Source organism: Pseudomonas sp. GGS8, from assembly GCF_024168645.1.
GTDB lineage: Bacteria > Pseudomonadota > Gammaproteobacteria > Pseudomonadales > Pseudomonadaceae > Aquipseudomonas.
The window spans coordinates 6,302,944-6,321,562 of sequence record NZ_JALJWF010000001.1; the positions used below are offsets into that span (position 1 = coordinate 6,302,944).

The following is an 18,619-nucleotide window of genomic DNA, read 5'->3' on the forward strand; positions in this document are numbered from 1 at the left end:
CAAGCCTAATAACGTGAAAACCATGTCATTCTATGACTTTTCGTTACTAGACCGACGTTCATCTGAATGATAAAGTTTAAGTAGGGGATTTTTGTGAGTGACGAAATTGTCGGATGTTTTTAACCGATGAGTCGTGAAACGGAAAGGACATCCACAGGTAAGATGAGCACCCTTCCTTTCGCACGTTTTTCTCGCTGCCAATCTGACCTGATAGGTGCTGCTGTCCAAAAAAATGGTGCAAAGTGCACCTCATGAAGAGTGCGTTTGAATGTAAAAGCGAGTTGGTTTTAATGTTGGATTTCGGCAGAAAAATCACAAAAACACGCATCGCTTGATCATTTCATAAACATCAAGGAGCTGGGATGAACAGGGTTCACAGGTTGATTTTGCAATACGCGTCCTTATATGCTATCGACGGATTTATCACCGCCGTAAGTGCATTAGTATTACTCAGGACCGGCGCCAGCGCGATGGAGCTTTCCATTGCAGTATGTTTGATTACCATTCCAAGGATCGTGGTAGGCCCATTTTTTGGGGTGATCGTAGATAAGGTAGACCGTAAGCGTTGTATGTTTTTTTCCACCCTTGCTCTTTTCTCGGGGTTGCTTTTTACAGCATTGTCAATATCTAATATTTTCAGCTTACCGGTCGTGATTGCGATATGGCTGTTGAATTTGCTCACAGCGGTAAGTGTCTCTATGAGTACACTCGCATCCAGGGTATTACTCAGAAATTACTCAACGCTTGAGAATCTTGCGAAAAATAATGGAATGATACAGGCAGTTACATGGCCTTCTTATTTTGCCGGTGCCGGACTTGTCGGCTTGGTCGGCGACTTTAATGTTGCATTCTGGATTGTCACGGCGTTCACAGCATTGATGTTTTTGGCGATAGGCTTTTTTTTCGAAGACGCGAAGGGCGACTCTTCTAAAAACCAAAGCCTTCATTTCTTCAGCGATATTGCGGAAGGTTATCGAGAACTGAAAACTCACCAAAGCCTTCATGTGCGAATGAAATATTATCCCATCTTCACTTTTTACTGGCGAGGGATGATAAATATCCTTCTGCCTTTGGTGGTAGTCCAACAGTTAAATCTGCCGAACTCCTATTACGGAACTCTGCTCTTTGTTAACGGTGCGCTTGAACTACTTGCCAACATTGTGGTGGGTCGGATCTCTTGGCTCAGTCACTTCAAGAGTTCTTTCTGGTCAGAAGCTCTTTTGCTCTGTGGCTTGTCTATTACATGTCTGGTAGTCTTCTTTCAATTTCCACCGGAGTGGTTGTACGCATCCGTAGCCATTGTCGGTATCGCGGCAGCATTCGCGGACATCCCTTTCGCGACAGAAATGCAATTGAAGATAAGCGGCCCCAACCAAGGTAAAGTCTTTAGTTTTTGGTATGCTTGGGGCGGTTTAGGTGGGGGAATTGGCACATTAGTAGTAGGTGCGTCTGTGGATGTACTAGGAATGAAAATGGCCTTGATGTGCCTAGTTGGCTTGCTGATCCCTGCTGCGCTTTATATCTTAAGTTATGGGCTTCGTCGAGCCAGCATGACGAAAAAGCAGGGAGAGTTTTTTGAACACTCATAGAGTAAGATACTGATTTTTTATTATAGACTCCAGAGACACTTAGATTATCTATCTGTCTCTGGGACTTATACCGAGTTATTGTTACCCGCTTGGATAGATTTAAAGCAAAGGTGCGCTGACCTCGGCAAGGACCTCAACTAGCGAGTTACGAAATAGTTGCATTTCTTCCGACGTTCCGATTGAAACTCTTAACCACGACTCTGGGCCGACTTCACGAATCAGTACACCGCGCTTTATTAATCCTTCCCAAACAGCTCGGCGGTTTGAAAATTGTCCAAACAGGATGAAGTTTGCATCCGAGTCTGCCGCAATCAATCCTTGTTCACGCAACCAGATAATTGAAAAATCCCGCTCCGCTTTCAACTGGTTTATTTTAGAGAGCAACTCTTCTTTGCCTGCAAGTGCTGCTCGAGCGGCAGCCTGAGTCAATGACGACAGGTGATAAGGCAATCGGGTCAACTTAATGGCATCCACAATACTGGGCCCACTTGCGCAATAACCTAAGCGCCCTCCCGCGAACGCGAATGCTTTGCTCATGGTTCTGCAAACGACAAGGTTAGGAAACTCAGGTAACAGGTTCACCGCGCTCAATTTACCGTTTCGACGGAACTCGCCATAGGCTTCGTCGACAACGACAATTCCTGGTGCTACATTGAGTATCGATTCTATTTCACTAAGTTCGAGAGCGGTTCCGGTCGGATTATTAGGTGAGGTCAGAATAATAATATGCGGTAAATGCTGTTCAACTTCGGAGATTACTTTCTGCATGTTTAAGGTGAAATTTTGTTCTCGCTCTACCGAAATCAATTGCGTGAGCGAGTTTCGACAGTACTCTTCGTACATTGCATAGGCCGGTGTAAAGACCATGGCTTTACGTCCTGGCCCACCAAAGACTTGCAGCAGTTGCTGCAGGATTTCATTTGAACCATTGGCGGCCCAGATATTATTGGCTTGAAGAGGCTCGCCAGTGTCGCTGCTTAAATAGTTGGCAAGTTCGCTTCTCAAGCTGAGAAACTCTCGATCTGGATAACGATTCATCTGCACTACCGCAACCGACACGGCTTCGGCAATTGATCGCACTAATTCTGGGGACGGTGCGTACGGATTTTCGTTGACGTTTAGTCGCGCGATACATTCAAGCTGAGGGGCGCCATAAGGTGATAGACCTCGCAAATCATCGCGAATGGGTAGTTCTGATAATGGTGTTACTTTCCATGGCCTATGCATATCATTATCCTTCGGCGAATTGAGCATTATTGAAACAGCCTGGCATCAGGAACTGTCATATAGTTTTCGAGTGCATCGTCCCTTCGATTCTCTATATGCACGTTGTGCTGTGCGCATCACCAATCCTAAATTGGAGACAATCAGTGACACGCATGCACGCTCTCCCCTAATTAATGGAAAAGGTCAACACTCATTTGGATAGGCACTTTTAGTGGAGCCAGGCTGTATATTTTTATAGATCCATCTCTAACGCCAGCAAGTCTGTAAATGGTTGGGCACGTCGAATCAACCTGGCGTCGCCGCACTCGAGCAAGACTTCCGGCAATAGTGGTCGGCTATTATAGTTGGATGACATGGAGGCGCCATAAGCTCCAGTGTCGTGCACGATCAAAAAATCGCCAACCTGAGCTTCGGGTAACAAACGAGGTGTGACGCCTTGCTCATCTTGGGTAAAAATATCGCCTGATTCACATAACGGTCCTCCCACCACATAGGGAAGTTTTTGCCGACCAACCGAAGCACCCTGAGCATCCAGCAAGGTCATATGGTGATAAGCACCATATAGGGTCGGCCGCATCAAGTCGTTGAAGCCTGCGTTCACCAAAATAAAATTTTGACGACCGGCTTTCTTGACCGCACGGACTTCGGTGACTAAATAGCCTGACTCGGCTACCAGGAATCGGCCTGGCTCAATTTCCATTCGAACAGGATGGTTGAGTATCGCTTCAATATCCTTCCTGGCTTTGCCCCATGCCTTCGCATAGAGCTCAATATCCACCGATTCATCTCCCAGACGGTATGGAGTGGAAAGTCCTCCCCCGATTGAAAATGCTTCGATGTCGTGGTCGAGCGCCTTTACGGCCGCGACCATTGCACCACCGACTTGCTCCAGATGTGCGTAATCCACACCTGAACCGATATGCATGTGTAATCCAACCAGCTTTAATCCGAATTGGCGAATCACGCAGAGTGCTTCATCAATCTGATCATGCCATATGCCATGCTTGCTGTTTTCACCGCCTGTATTGGTCTTACGACTGTGCCCATGGCCGAACCCCGGATTAATACGCAACCAAACGCGGTGCCCCCGATGCTTTTCGCCCAGTTGGCGGAGCATATCGATCGAACCGGTATTAACCTCAATGTTCAACTCAACGACGCGTCGCAATGTCGCCTCGTCAAATAAATCACAGGTCAGCACAATGCCTGCCGGCTCGCTAGCAGGATTGTATCCAGCGAGCAGTGCGCGTTCGATTTCACCCAACGACACGGCATCGACCAGCACGCCTTTCTCGCGAATCAAACGGAGAATATGCAGGTTTGAGCAGGCTTTTTGTGCGTACCGGATGACATCGAAGCCCTTCAATTGGTCGATTCGCGCTCTGATTGTCTGGGCGTCATAACACCATAGCGGCGTGCCGTGCTGCCTGACAGCGGAGATCAATTGCTGAAAAGAAGATGTATTTGGCATTGAAGTATTCGATCTGGAGTCGAGGAAGCCCCCATCATGCAGAGAGTTCTGCATTCAATAAAATATCTATTTTTTACTCAGTCATTCAGTTCCGATATGCTCTTTACTCATTGCGCGGAGCTCGGGATTGGCCATTTCCATAAGACACATCGAAGTTTTCAGAGCCATCATGCAGGCAGGGAGTGTTACAGGTGCGGCGCGTCTGCTCTTCACCTCGCAACCCACTGTCAGCCGGGAACTTGCACGGTTGGAAAACCTTTCTGGAATTAAGCTGTTCGATCGAGAAGGCGGTAGGTTGGTACCCACGGCCCAGGCAATGATGTTGCTTGAAGAGGTGGAGCGCGCTTACATCGGGCTGGAGCGCATAAACAGCGTTGCCCAATCAATTCGCCGCTTCGCGCATGGCCAACTGAGCATTACCTGCCTTCCATTGTTTTCACAGGCGCTGCTTCCTAAAGTGTGCCAGGACTTCCAGAAACAGCATGCTGGCATAGGATTGAGTATTACGGCACAGGAGTCCCCCTTGCTGGAGGAGTCCCTCAGCGCGCAGCGCTATGACCTCGGGTTGACAGAGAGTGAGAAGCTACCGCGTGGGACGCGCGGTGAACTACTGTTCTGCGCGGACATGGTTTGCATATTGCCAGAGCATCATCCTTGGCTGGTCAAGTCGTGTCTCACTGCCAGGGATTTTCATGGCGTCGACTTTATCAATCTCTCAGGCTTGGACATTTACCGTCAGGCCGTCGATGACCTCTTCCATCAGGCTGAGGTCGATAGGCATATCGTTATAGAAACCAACAACGCCGTATCGGTATGCGCCATGGTCAGGCAAAAACTGGGGGTGGCTATAATTAATCCCCTAACGGCCATGGATGAGTCGGCCAGAGGGCTGGCTATTCGACCTATCAGCTTATCCATTCCTTATCGCGTCACGTTGATCAGACCCGATTACCGTCCCTCATCCATCTTCGTCGACGAGTTCCAGAAGTCGTTACATACCGAGGCGTCACGCCTTGCAAAAGCACTGGATCAAAGGTTGGGAGGCTTTCGTTGCTAGCGGCTCTTGAGAGTCAGCTGTCATGGTAGGTCGCTGGCCTACTCAAACAAACAGCCACCCAACCTTCGCATCCAGAAGCTACGGATTGGGATCCAGGCTGTATCCCTTTTTTGAAGGAAAACCGCTTCGCCGTACTATCCACATCTTTCACGATCGACACATCCCAAGCGAACGCTGAGATGTAAACAAACGCGTTGCATGACTCAATTTACTTAATTCGCATAAAATACGGGCTTTATTAGGATAATCGTAGGGATATAAATTTTATTGTTCTTCATAATTTCATTATAAAACAGGTAGTTATTTTTCTATTCGAGTCCAGGTCGTGCCAGACAGCAAAACCGAAAAGCCCCTGAATCGAAAGGTTCAGGGGCTTTTTTGTGTTTGCCATAAAGCCAAAAGATCGCAGACCGCAATCTTTTGACTATCTATCTTTAGACATGCTCACTGCTTTTCGCATGCACCGCCCGCAGCTCGGCATGCCCATGCTCTGCTTCCACCACCGGAATCTCATTCCCGTCACAGTCATGCAGTTTACCTGCGCTGAAGTAATCCCCTTCCCGAAGCGCTGCCAGATCCTGATAACGCAAGACCCGCTCAGTACCGGCCGCGAACACCGATTGCTGGTCCGAGTTGCCGGCAGTGAGGTGGTTGAACGTCAGGTTCAGCACAATGGCCATGATCGCCGAGGAGCTGATGCCCGAGTGGAAGATCGTCGAGAACCAGCTGGGGAAGTGATCGTAAAAATTCGGCGCGGCAATGGGGATCATGCCGAAACCGATGGAAGTGGCGACGATGATCAGGTTGACGTTGTTGCGGTAGTCGACCTTGGACAGTGTCCGAATGCCGCTGGCGGCGACAGTGCCGAACAGCACGATCCCGGCGCCGCCGAGTACCGAGGTCGGCACGGCGGCGATGGCCCGGCCCATGAACGGCAGCAATCCGAGCACCACCAAAAACACACCGCCAGTGGCTACCACGAAGCGGCTCTTGATCCCGGTCACCGCCACCAGCCCGACGTTCTGGGCGAAGGCACTCTGGGTGAAGGAACCGAAGATCGGCGCGATCATGCTCGACAGCATGTCGGCGCGCAGGCCATTACCCAGGCGTTTGGAGTCGACCTTGGTGCCGATGATTTCACCAACGGCAAGGATGTCGGCCGAGGTTTCTACCAGAGTCACCATGACCACGATGCACATCGACAGGATCGCGGCGAAGTGGAAGGTCGGCATGCCGAAATGGAACGGTGCCGGAAAGCCGAACATCGGCCCTTGGGTAACGGACGAGAAATCCGCCATGCCGAGGAACACGGCGATCACCGTGCCGATGACCATCGCCAGAAGGATCGACAAACGGGAGATGGTCGCACTGCCGATCTTGCTCAGTAGCAGCACCAGCACCAGCGTCACCGCCGCCAGACCGATGTTCGCCATGCTGCCGAAATCCGCGGCGTGGCTGTTGCCGCCCATGGCCCAGCGCGCGGCCACCGGCATCAGCGTCAGGCCGATGGTGGTGATCACAATGCCCGTCACCAGCGGCGGAAAGAACTTGGTAATCCGCGAGAACACCGGCGTGATCAGCAAACCAATCAGCGACGCGGCAATCACCGCCCCGAGAATCGACTGAAAGCCGCCCTCCCCGCCACTGCTGACAATCGCGACCATGGTCGCAACGCCTGAGAACGACACACCCTGTACCAGCGGCAACTGACATCCGAAAAACGGCAAACCCAGGGTTTGCAGCAATGTCGCCAGCCCCCCTGCAAACAATGAAGCAGCAATCAGCAAGCCGATGTCCGCCGGCGAGAGCCCGGCCGCCTGGCCGATGATCAAAGGCACCGCGACGATACCGCCGTACATGGTCAGGACGTGTTGCAGGCCATAAGCCATATTCGCGCCGATCCCGAGATTTTCATCCTCAGGCCGTTGGTGTGAAACATGGGGCGTTTTCATGGTTGGGGGGTTCCCTGGTTTTTGTTATGCGCACACTGTATTCAATACTACAAACAAATGTCCATAAAATTGTATACAGTTGACCATCAAAACAAACAACCAAATAGCCCTGTAATCGTTTCAGAACCTTAAAGCCCCACCAGCTCAGCAGTCCCACTCACACCAGAGACCGCTGGACGCTCAGGCTTTGCGCGCAGAGACTCGGAAATCACTGGCGTCAGAGTAAGTCCATGCCTCTCCCCGCACTTGCTACAGGCCGTCTCCCCCTGGGTTACAGGCGTCGAACTCATAGAACGATCATCCACTCGCTCAGCAATGACATCCCAGATTTGTCGAAGCCTTTTCACATGCAGATCGTCCCTGATGATCGACACCAATGCTTCAGCATGATCGGAGTGCCTCAGGTCAACCTCGCTATTAGAAGAACGCCGAAAAGGCTCGATGCTTAAGTCATTATCTGGATCCGCTGGCTCACCGAGCGCCAATACCGCCATCAACCGTTTCTTCAACACGGGGTTGTAGATCATTCTTTCCAGATCAAAGATCGTGCGGATGTTCATCTCGCGTAACTTCAGCGTCTTTTCGGGACCTACAGCAAGAATAAGCTGGGCCTGAGCGACCCAGTCAATCACCTCATAGAGCCCGTAAGGTGTCTCTACAAAAATCTGGATGGGGTTGATCGTTGCAAGGTTTTGTACGTCCTCGATTTCAAACTCGGCAAGTCGAAACTTCATGAATGCATCAATCCCCAAGATGATGTCCAGCGGCAATTCTTCTTGAAGCGCCTCGCTGTAACGCGAAATACGCTTCAGCCTGGCCCATGGGAATTTGGCGAAAATAACGTTCATGCATAGCGACGGGAACAGCCCGACAAGCAGTGCGACCACTGCAATCAGACGTTCCATGGTCGAGAACAAACCACTGTAAAAAACAGCAAACATGACAAACAAACCAAATAAAATATGCATTAACGAACGATAAAAAGACACTGGAGACAGATCGAAATTTGCTACCCGACGCAGCAGATATTGAACACTCCACAAATAACCGCCCAAAAATGTAAAAGAGAATACAGCCAGAAAGTTCAAACTCTTCTGCGTATTGTCTATACCGATAGCCCAATGAAAAACGCCCGTTGGCTCTATTCCACCAAGCGTCAATAGAACGGCAAAAAAACCTACCGTCGACATCAAAGCGTAGAGAAACACGGGGATCATGTAATAAAAGACCGTATGGGCTTTATCAGCTCGACTCTGGAGCTCCGAAGCGGGCCTGTACTTATATTTCACCAATTCAAAGGAAGGGATTATCAGCGGCGTCCCACCTGCCTTCATTGCGAATCCGAACAGTTTTTCCAGGTCTGCCACAATTTCGTATCGACTTGCTCGAATATTACTTCTTCCCACAAAAATTCCTATGGGAAAAATCACTCCAAAAACCACCGCAACAAAGTACGACACATAATTCAGATTGGTCACGGTGCAAACCTCCCAGTCTAACTTCCGAATCCGTCCCTGTTGCAACGTTGCTGGCTTGGCTATGCTACGGCATGACTGCTCGACCCAGCACGTGACAAACGCACCATTGACTGCACCTGCAAAAGCAACACACCCTTAACTTAAATACGCCTGACTTAACTTGTAGTTGAATAAACAAGGACCGCCAAACAAAACAGAAACCCTTTTATAATATAAATAACCAGCATTATGGCAATTTGACATAAGCCCATAATAAATCCACCCTACACAATAGCTGGACACGGTATACAGCAGTAACTACACAGGGGTGACACCCTTGTTTCACCCGATGTTCGCTCCAGCGACATCGGGTCCTTATGGCTATTATTTTCGAATGGTAATTAATTGATTTATAACGCCCCCCAACTCTGGGTGCTGCGGTACGCGTATATCAAACTCATTTTCCAGCAACCCGATCAGCTCATCCACACCCGTCACCTGCCGCCGCTCGCTCTCGCCTCCCATGTGATGAATGGCAAAACTGCCGTTGTTCAGCGTGCGTCGCCATCCCTCCCCTGTTCGCGCCACCATCAACTGCTTCACGAAGGATGAATCGGGATGGGTCGAGACGTACCAGTTGCCGAGGGTGTAATCGATGTCTTCCTGACGTTGCAGATCGAAGATGTACATCGCCCGCCATTCACCACCAACGTTGGCGCGCAGGGTGTAGCCGTCTGCATGCTGTTCGATGCGATAGGGTTCATGAGGGGTGAGCTGTTCGGCATCGGTGTCGAGGATCAGCGGTGCCGTGGGCACCATGCCGCCGAAGCCGACGTCGGTGATGTAGCGCACGCCGTCGAGGGTCACCAGGCTCAAACGGTGAGTGCGTGCGGCCCACGCGCCTTCGGGCTGGTCCATCACCACGCGGCCGGTGATGCCACGCGCGTCGAAGCCCAGCGTCTGCAGCAAAGTCAGGAACAGGTTGTTGAGTTCGTAGCAATAGCCACCGCGACCGTCGTGCAACACTTTCTGCTCGATGGACGGCAGGTCGATGAGCACCGGTTGCCCCAACAATGTGTTGAGGTTTTCGAACGCAAAGGCACCGGTGTGGCGCAGTTGCAGTTGACGCAGGGTGTCCAGGGTCGGTGCCGGGGCTGCGTCGAAGCCCAGGCGTTGCAGGTACAGCGCAAGATTTGTCAGTTGTGGTTCGCTCATCGCTCAATCCTTATGCATGGAGCCTGCGGATCGCTCCGCCAATGGCCGCCATGTATAAGGGAAAAAGCGCTGGGACCGATAATTGATTTCGCCAATCGCCGCACGCGCCAAACTATCGCCGTTTGCGCGAACCCAATCGAATCCACGTCGGCGCGTGATCGCTGGCATGAGGTTCGTTGCGAACCCAGGCATCGACGCCAGCCTCTTGCAGGTAAGGACTCGCGGCCTGGTTAAGCAGCAGATGATCGATGCGCAGTCCCGAGTTTTTTTGCCAGTGCTGGCGGAAGTAGTCCCAAAAGGTGTAAATCCGCTCCTCCGGGTACAGATGACGCAGGGAATCGGTCCAGCCCTGATCCAGCAGACGCTGATAACACGCACGACTCTCGGGTTGCAGCAGCGCGTCCTTGAGCCAGGAGCGTGGGTTGTAGATGTCCATATCGGTGGGCACCACGTTGTAGTCGCCGGCCAGCACCACCGGATGGTCGCTGCTTTGAAGGTCCTTGGCGTACGAGATCAGACGTTCAAACCACGCCAGCTTGTAATGGAACTTCGGCCCCGGCTGCGGGTTGCCGTTGGGCAGGTACAGACAGCCCACCAGCACCCCGTGCACCGCCGCTTCGATGTAGCGGCTATGGGTGTCGCTATCATTGCCCGGCAAACCGCGCCGGCTCTCCAGCGGTTGCGCATCGCGCGCAAGAATTGCCACCCCGTTCCACGACATCTGGCCCTGCCAGATCGCGCCATAACCAGCCGCCTCCAGCTCCGCGGCAGGGAATGCCCCGTCCGCCGATTTGAGCTCCTGTAGGCAGGCGATGTCTGGCTGCTCCCGCGCCAGCCACGCCAGTAGATTCGGCAGGCGTGCGCGCATGCCATTGACGTTGAAGGTGGCGATTTTCAGGTTGTTCATGGTCCGACGCTCGCAACGGATGGGCGGTATCCAATTGTGACCGGGGGGCGCCACGGCAGTTGCCGTGGCGGATGTAACAGGCGACTAAAGGTGCGCGCCCTGCTGCGCAAAGTCTTTCTGCGAGGCGTTGAGCAACGGCAGCAGCGCATACCTGTCCACCGGACGACTGAGGTAAAACCCCTGCACTTCATGGCACTGATCAGAGATCAGGAAGTCCAGTTGCTCCAGCGTCTCAACCCCCTCAGCCGTCACCGTCAGGCCCATGGCCTTGCCCAGGTTGATGATCGCCTGAACCACGGCGCGATCATTGCTGCCGCTGCTCATGGACGAAATAAAGCGCTTGTCTATCTTGATCCCGTCGAACGGATACGTGCGCAAATAACCCAGCGAAGAATAACCAGTGCCAAAGTCGTCCATGTTCAGGCGCACGCCCAACTCCTTGAGTGCATTCATGGTCGCCAAGGCGCCATCGACGTCGATGAGCATCACGTTTTCAGTGATCTCCAATTCCAGTCGACTGGCGGGCAATCGGCTCTGGATCAACGCCTCCCGGACATCCTCGATCACATCGCTACGGGCAAACTGCACCGGCGACAGGTTGACCGACACCATCATCGCCCCCGGCCAGGTCAGTGCCGTCTCGCAGGCCTCGCGCAGCACCCAGCGACCCAATGGCACGATCAGATCGGTTTGCTCGGCCAACGGGATAAACGCATCGGGGCTCAACAAGCCTTGCACTGGATGCTGCCAGCGCAGCAGCGCTTCGACCGAGACGATGCGCTTGCCATCGACGTGATAACGCGGCTGGTAATGCATCACGAATTCGTTGTTCTTGATCGCCTGACGCAGATCGTTTTCCAGTTGCCGGCGATGCTGGATCTGATCGTTCATGTGCGCGGCAAAATAGCACCAGGTTTTCTTGCCATCAGACTTGGCCTGATACAACGCGATATCGGCACAACGAATCAGCTCCTGCGCAATGTGGCCCTGGCGCCGACTCAAGGCGACGCCGATGCTCGCGCTGATGTGCAGTGTGTGATGGTCGTAATGAATCGGCTGATGCAGGCTGTCGAGCAAGCGTTCGCAAAACCGGTCGATTTCCGCGTGGCTGTCCATGCTATGGAGCACCAGCACGAACTCGTCGCCACCCAGTCGGGCGACCAGATCGATGTCCCGCGTGCACTCGCGCAAACGGGTGGCAACTTCCAGCAATACCGCATCGCCGGCCGGGTGGCCGAGGGAATCGTTGATCGGCTTGAAATTATCCAGGTCGATCATCAACAGCGTCAGTGCTGCCGACTGCTCTTTGAGTGCCAGCGCCTCTTCGAGGTAGCGCGCCAGTTTGTTGCGGTTCGGCAGCCCGGTCAGGGCGTCGTGTAACGACAGGTGCTGGATCTGCGCATGGGCGGCGACTTCATCGGTGATGTCGCTGGCCGTCCCGCGATAGCCCAGCACCGCGCCCTTGCGCTGGATCGGCCGTGCCGACACCCGGCAGACCCGCTGTTGCCCCGACTGATCGCGGTAAGAGCACCGCAAGTGGCTGACGGCGTGCTCTTCATCGAGTTTGTTCAGCCACAGTGATAACGGCGTTGTATCGCAAAGGAGCAATTGCCCGATGTTCTGCCCCAGCCATTGCTGATCGGAGAACCCGGTGACGGTGCTGAAGCGCCCCGAAAGATACGTGATGCAATGCTGGTCGTCGATCTCCCAGATCCAGTCGGACGCAGCTTCGGCCACCGCACGGAAACGCTCTTCACTGGCCTCCAGCGCCTGGTTCGACAAATCGAGACTGGTGTAACTGGCATCCACATGACCGGACGTGCGCAGGACATAGCGAAAGAAGTAAGCGGTCAACAACGCCAGAATCAGCAGCGCCCCGCCCAGTGGCGGCAACAGCGACCAGAGCAATTGATGACCCGGTCGCTCGAGTCGGGGGACCAGACTATAACCGGTGCCAGCGAGGGCAATGGCGGGTTGACCGGGAGCGATGGCGTTGTCAGGCGCCAAGCTCAAGTCGTGCAAACCGTAATCGGCGCTCAAGGTGCTGAGCTTTTCTGGGTTCAGCTGGTCGACGTATATAAGCACCGAAGTGCTTTTGGGATCGACCGCCGGGCGTTCGTCATTAGGCACAATCGCAGCGGCAGACAGCAGCGCGGGCTTGCCCTCGAACAAGGTGTAGCGGCTGACGGGTTTGATGAGGCTCTCCTGATTCTGAACCTCGTCAATGAGCGTTGCCATTGATGTCGACAGGTAAGCCGTGGCCTCTCCCTGCACCTGAAGGCCACGCACCACGGCGTATTTTGTTCGCTGAACATCGACCACGAAAACACCTTCGTAGTGGTCCATGGTGAACAGGGTTTTACCCACATTCTGCTCGACGTAGGCCCACTGCACATCGACCTCGCCGTTCAGGTGGTCATAAGCCGACGTCCAGTTGGCATAACTGGCGATGTAGTTTTTCGTGGCGGTGATGCGGTTTTCCAGCGCGCGTTGGGTATAGAAGGTGGTCTTGGCCAGGTCCTCGGCATCGAGCCGCCCGGCAATACTGAACAGGGCGACCAACGCGATCAGCACCCCAACCACAAACAGCAGACCGACGATGAAAATCAGGTTGCGGGTAATCGGGGTATGGCGCACAGGTGCAGCGGTGGTAACGGCAGATAAATCCATGCACTTGATCCTGTCAATCGATTGCCCGATCGGAATGAGACCGGCGGGCCCGGTCGGTCAGGTGTGACAGCCAGGCTCTCTCACTGACCATAGCAGTCATGCTCGATCAACGCCCCTGGATAACACAAGTCATTGCGGTACTTGAAGAACCGGTCACAGGAACCCTTGCCGATCGATGGCCGCAAGCGTCATCGATCCGAACGTATCAGCGCCTCGACGCCCCCTTCCATCGACAACACTGCCGAGCGGTTGCGCCCTGAGTGCTTGGCCTGGTACAGCGCCGCATCCGCACGCTTGATCAACATTTCGGTGCTGTCGTGCACCGTCGGTACAAACGAATAACAGCCAAGACTGACCGTCAGATAGCCCGTGGGCGAACCGCTGTGGGTGATGTTTTTGTCCATGACGCTGCGGCGGATTTGCTCGGCGATCGTCAGTGCTCCATGAATATCGGTGTCCGGCAGCAACACCGCGAACTCTTCACCGCCGTAGCGCACCGCCAGATCGGCCTGGCGGTGACAGCAACTCTTGACTGCCCGCGCCACTTCGGCCAGGCAATGGTCCCCGGCCACATGACCGTACGTGTCGTTGTAGCGCTTGAAGTAATCGATATCGAGCATGATCAGGCTCAGCGGGCTCGACCGCCGGGCACCACGCCCGAACTCTGTCTCCAGCGCCCGTTCGAACAAGCGGCGGTTGGCCAACCCGGTCAGGCTGTCGTGGGTCGCGATCAACTCCAGGGTTTTCTGCGCCTTGCGCAAATCCGCCTCGACGCGCTCGCCCGCGCGCACCTGATAAATGAACACCCAACCAAACAAGCCAACGCCCAAAACAACCAGGGCGACGATCACGCCGGATTGAATCGCCGTGTCGTACCAGCCCTTGAGGATGGCGTCCCTGGACGACGCCGCCGCGACCACCACCGGATAGGCATCGAGCTGACGGTAGCCATACAACCGAGGGATGCCATCGACCACTGAGTTGATCATGGCGTTACCCGATATGGCGTTGGGCAAGAGTTTCTGAAAGATCTCGCCCTGAGCCAACGACGTGCCGATCTGCGACTCCACAAACGGCCGTCGCGCCAGCAGTGTTCCATCGGTCAATGCCAAGAACATCGCGCCGTTGTCGTCGAGGCTGAAGCTTTTGAAGAACTGATCGAAGTACGACATCTTGATCCCGGCCAGCAGCACCCCCTGGAAATGACCGTTCTGATCGTTTACCCGCCTGGAAACCGGAATGATCCACTCGCCATTTTCCCGACTGCGAATTGCCGGGCCGATGTGCGCCAGGGTTGAGATGTTTTGCTGGTGAAACCTGAAATACTCGCGATCCGCCACACCCGCCCCGTGGGGTAGATCCTCGAATGACGTCACGACCCATTGCCCTCGCTTGTCGAACAGAAATATCCCGTGCAACTGATGCAGCACCTGCACCCGCCGCGCGAAGGTTTTCTGCAAGCGTGGCGTCTGGGCAGCGTCGAAACCTTCAGCCTGTATCCAGTCCACCAGACTGGCCAGTACCAGATCAGCCTTCATGAACGTGTCTTCGGCGTGCTGCGCCATGGCCCGGGTCAGGTTCGACGACGACACCTCGGCCAACGCCAGGTCGTGTCGACGCGACTGCTCCAGTTGCAGGTAAAGCAGCCCGCAGAGACAAAGGCAAACCGCTGCAATAAACAGCACCGCAGCCTTGAGCAAAGGCAGCCGTTTCAAGGCACCGCCGGGCGCGGGGTGCGAGTCGTGAAGAGGGATAGGCAAAAGCGTGTCCTGAAAGGGTAAGGCATGGGCAGCGGCCCAAAACCCTCATTTTTTGTGAGCTTAGTCTACGGGGTTATGCGGGGTAAACAGAGGATTGGGGGATAAATGGTTGTATTTCAATCGCATGACGCAAGGCAAAACCACATTACCTTGAAGGAGCTACGATTAACTGACATCACGACAGGAAATCGAAATGAGTAAAGCAGACGAACTCGCCGCGAAGCTGAAACAATCCCGGCCAACCCGTGCCGACGCGACCATCGCCGATCAGGCCATCGACAGCTGGCCCGCCCAGGTCTACGAGCTGTATCACCAGATCGAAGCCTGGCTGCAACCCCTGATCGAGGTGGGCCTGAAGCTGCGACGTAATTCCACTCACGTGTTCGAGAGTGCGCCGGACGGCGCGACTTACGATTACGCCATCGACCAACTGCTGATCGAAGGCAACCACCACGGCATCGCCTTCAATCCCGTCGCGCGCTTCACCGCCGACGGTGCCGGGCGAATCGAGATCCACTCGATAGGGAAAGAACTCGCCCTGTTGCGTACAGTGAACGAACACGGCGAGACGCAGTGGTGGCTGCAGGCGATCGAGCAATCCGGACAACAACCGGATGCGATCGCGCTGACGGAACACAATTTGTTGCTGGCCGTGCAAGAAGGCCTGGGGCTTTAAGGCCTACAACGTGCTCTGCTCCGCCGCCACCGAGGGAGGCGCCGCTCGCCTCCCGTCCAGTGCCGGCCGCTCTGAAGGCCGATTCAACGCTTGCAACACCGGGGAATCATAGCCATACACATCGGGCTTGAATGTCACGCGCCCGTCAAGACTCAGGTCCACCGTCCAGTAGGCCAACAGCACCGGCACTTTCACCGGGAGAGTGATGTTCTCTGTCTTGCCGTTGGCTAACTGCTTTTGAATCCCTTCGCTGTTCCAGTGAACCGGATCGTTGAATAAAAGCTCCACCAATTGCAGTGGGTTCTCTACCCGAATACAGCCGGAGCTGGTCGCGCGATTGGATTTGGCGAACAACTCTCGATGCGGCGTGTCATGCAGATAAATCGAATAGTCATTGGGAAAACGAATCACCACCTGCCCCAGCGAGTTATCCGACCCGGCATCCTGACGCAGGGTAAGGCCGCGCGGGTTGTCCCAATCGACAGTCGAGGGATCGAGCACATTGCCGTCTCGATCGATCACGCGAATCCGGCTTGCCTCGAGGTAGCCAGGATTGTCACGAATTTTCGGCAGCATGTCCTTGAGCAGAATCGTCGGCGGCACGGTCCAGGTGGGGTTGAAGGTGACGTAAGTGATCGCGGATTGAAAAATCGGCGTGCTGCGAAACGGCTTGCCGACCTGCACCCGTGAGCGCCAGATCGGTTTGCCATCGCGATAGAACGCGACCTTATACCCGGCGATATCAACCACGACGAAGGTGCCCTGAAGTTTGTACAGCAGCCACCGCGCCCGCTCCATGTTCACCCGCACCTGATCGATTCGCGCCTCGACTGACACATTCAGTTCCGCGAGTGTCGCCGGCCCCGCTACACCGTCCGCCCCAAGGTATTGCTCGGTCTGATACTTCTTCACCGCCGCGGTGACGGCGTCGTCGTAGTCGGTGCGAGCAGTCACTTGCGTGGCGAGATAACCGCCCGCCGCCAGGCGGGCTCGCAATAGCGCGACCGAGGCGTCGTCCATGCCGGGCCTGAGCGTCTGCCCTGCCGGGATCTTTGGCCAGCCGCCCCGATCACGAACCTTGCGCAGTTGCGCCAGGCCCTGGCGCAACGTGCTGTAAACCGCTTCCTGGGGCGGTGCCTGGGCAAAGGCGCGCGCGATGTCATGGCTGTCGAGGGCGGCGAAAAACTTATTGACGTCCTCCCGAGGATCGACGCCAACGGGGTCGAAGTTCCAGTGGATGTCCAGCCGCGCAGGGTCGACCTTGCCGCGTCGCAACTGCAGCAGCGCCGTGATGAACGTCTGGGTGGCGGAGATATCAAACGCTGCCCGTTGCCCGGGGGTTGGGGTGGTTGTCTGCATCAACGCGCGGGCCTCGGCCAACTCGGTGATCCGGAAATCCGCGGGGTTCAAGCCATCGGCCTGGGTGTCGCCCAGGCTTTTCACCAACTGGGCAACATCGTCATCGTTCGTCCAGGCGGCCCGATAGCCACGATGGCTATAAAAATCCAGCACCACTCGGTTCACATCAACACGTTGATGGCCCGGCGACGTGAGCAGCGGCGGAAACGCCGAACTCAATGGCGCCAATTCCGCCTGAATCGCTTGGCCGACATAATCGCCGGGTGCCGCTTCAGCCGCAACGCTGACGGAAGATACCGGCTCAATCGGCGAAGTTTGTCCGATCGCCGTGCCGCTTATCAGAAAGCCCATAAAAAACATGCGGCTTATGACGAATAACCTTGTTAATTGCGTCATGGATAATCCTTAATCTCCCGTTTTCAACCGGCTAGCGTCGTGGGCGCTGCTAGACTCGAAATATTCAGATGAGACTTGCATATGGCCCCAGATCGCTTCGGCTGCTTAATGACGGCCCTGTTGCTGACCGTTTTTTCATTACCGGCAGCCTACGCCGATTCGCTTGAAGCCGCCTTGGTCAAAGCGGCCCCCGATGCCAACGCCAAAGTCATTGCCTTGGCCGTTCGCGCCTCCCAATGCAGCCGAGCCCAAGGCTCGGCCCCAGTGCAGAGACTGGCAGTGATCGATTATTCCCTGCCCTCCACCGTACAACGCCTTTGGGTATTCGACCTTAAACAACGCAAATTGTTGTTCCACGAACTGGTCGCCCACGGTCGCAACAGTGGCGAGAACATGGCCAGCCAATTCTCCAATCAGAATGCCAGCTACGCCACCAGCCTGGGTTTGTACCGCACCCAGTCCAGTTATGTCGGGCAAAACGGTTATTCCCTGCGCATGGAAGGTCTGGAACCGGGTTTCAACGACAACGCTTTCGAGCGAGCGATCGTCATTCACGGCGCGCCTTACGTCAGCCCTGCCCTGGCGCGGGCCAACGGCCGAATCGGCAGAAGTCTCGGCTGCCCGGCGGTGAGACCTGCGATAGCACATCAGCTGATCGACTCGATGAAGGACGGCCAGCTGTTGTTTTCTTACTATCCGGATCAGCGTTGGTTGAAGTCTTCTTCGTATATCAATTGCGCTAATGCCACCGTGGCGGATTCGTCCAAGCCCAACAGCAACCGCTGAATACAGCATGAAACTGTCAAAACTGTAATCTTGACCTCAGCCTGCTGAAAGGCACCGCCCGTTAGCCTCCTCCTCATTAAGCCCTCTTCCCTGCGCT

General features: G+C 54.7%; 13 protein-coding genes. 4 read left to right on the forward strand and 9 right to left on the reverse strand.

Translation table 11 applies throughout. The annotated features are described in order from the left end of the window. Nucleotides 1-362: 362 nt before the first annotated feature. Nucleotides 363-1,589 (forward strand): MFS transporter, encoded by a 1,227-nt coding sequence (locus tag J3D54_RS28310; RefSeq protein WP_253425642.1) that lies wholly within the window; start codon nt 363-365, stop codon nt 1,587-1,589. A gap of 99 nt (nt 1,590-1,688) precedes the next feature. Here the strand turns inward: J3D54_RS28310 and J3D54_RS28315 are convergent, their stop codons facing one another. Together J3D54_RS28315 and lysA are read right to left on the reverse strand one after the other, a co-directional pair. Then, nucleotides 1,689-2,816 (reverse strand): histidinol-phosphate transaminase, encoded by a 1,128-nt coding sequence (locus J3D54_RS28315; RefSeq protein WP_253425644.1) that lies wholly within the window; start codon nt 2,814-2,816, stop codon nt 1,689-1,691. A gap of 232 nt (nt 2,817-3,048) precedes the next feature. Then, the gene (gene lysA / locus J3D54_RS28320; protein ID WP_253426825.1) at nt 3,049-4,287 is read right to left on the reverse strand and encodes a diaminopimelate decarboxylase; all 1,239 of its coding nucleotides are present in this window, start codon (nt 4,285-4,287) and stop codon (nt 3,049-3,051) included. Between the two features lie 127 nt (nt 4,288-4,414). Here lysA and J3D54_RS28325 point away from each other — a divergent pair, with 127 nt between their 5' ends. Then, entirely contained in the window at nt 4,415-5,344 is a 930-nt protein-coding gene (locus tag J3D54_RS28325; RefSeq protein WP_253425646.1) for a LysR family transcriptional regulator, read from the forward strand. 434 nt (nt 5,345-5,778) lie between these two features. On the opposite strand, the gene J3D54_RS28330 is transcribed toward J3D54_RS28325, so the two are convergent. The 6 genes from J3D54_RS28330 to J3D54_RS28355 all read right to left on the reverse strand — a co-directional run bounded on the left by J3D54_RS28330 (nt 5,779) and on the right by J3D54_RS28355 (nt 15,305). Further along, nucleotides 5,779-7,296, reverse strand: a complete 1,518-nt coding sequence (locus tag J3D54_RS28330) for a nucleobase:cation symporter-2 family protein (RefSeq protein WP_253425648.1) — start codon at nt 7,294-7,296, stop codon at nt 5,779-5,781. 128 nt (nt 7,297-7,424) lie between these two features. Beyond that, on the reverse strand, nt 7,425-8,774 hold the full coding sequence (locus J3D54_RS28335; RefSeq protein ID WP_253425650.1) for a hypothetical protein: 1,350 nt from the start codon (nt 8,772-8,774) through the stop codon (nt 7,425-7,427). A gap of 363 nt (nt 8,775-9,137) precedes the next feature. Then, nucleotides 9,138-9,968 carry an arylamine N-acetyltransferase gene (locus J3D54_RS28340; RefSeq protein WP_253425652.1) on the reverse strand — a complete coding sequence of 277 codons (831 nt, stop codon included), beginning with the start codon at nt 9,966-9,968 and terminating at the stop codon, nt 9,138-9,140. A 112-nt stretch (nt 9,969-10,080) separates the two neighbouring features. Then, nucleotides 10,081-10,875 (reverse strand): exodeoxyribonuclease III, encoded by a 795-nt coding sequence (gene xth / locus J3D54_RS28345; RefSeq protein ID WP_253425654.1) that lies wholly within the window; start codon nt 10,873-10,875, stop codon nt 10,081-10,083. 84 nt (nt 10,876-10,959) lie between these two features. Continuing rightward, entirely contained in the window at nt 10,960-13,545 is a 2,586-nt protein-coding gene (locus tag J3D54_RS28350; RefSeq protein WP_253425656.1) for an EAL domain-containing protein, read from the reverse strand. Nucleotides 13,546-13,733: 188 nt separating this feature from the next. Next, nucleotides 13,734-15,305 carry a GGDEF domain-containing protein gene (locus J3D54_RS28355; protein WP_253425659.1) on the reverse strand — a complete coding sequence of 524 codons (1,572 nt, stop codon included), beginning with the start codon at nt 15,303-15,305 and terminating at the stop codon, nt 13,734-13,736. A 193-nt stretch (nt 15,306-15,498) separates the two neighbouring features. Here J3D54_RS28355 and J3D54_RS28360 point away from each other — a divergent pair, with 193 nt between their 5' ends. Further along, nucleotides 15,499-15,981, forward strand: coding sequence for a hypothetical protein (locus J3D54_RS28360; protein WP_253425661.1), 483 nt, complete (start codon nt 15,499-15,501; stop codon nt 15,979-15,981). 3 nt (nt 15,982-15,984) lie between these two features. On the opposite strand, the gene J3D54_RS28365 is transcribed toward J3D54_RS28360, so the two are convergent. Continuing rightward, entirely contained in the window at nt 15,985-17,736 is a 1,752-nt protein-coding gene (locus J3D54_RS28365; protein WP_253425663.1) for a murein L,D-transpeptidase, read from the reverse strand. 81 nt (nt 17,737-17,817) lie between these two features. On the opposite strand from J3D54_RS28365, the gene J3D54_RS28370 reads away from it, so the two are divergent. Continuing rightward, entirely contained in the window at nt 17,818-18,522 is a 705-nt protein-coding gene (locus J3D54_RS28370) for a murein L,D-transpeptidase catalytic domain family protein (RefSeq protein WP_253425665.1), read from the forward strand. The last annotated feature ends 97 nt before the right edge of the window (nt 18,523-18,619 follow it).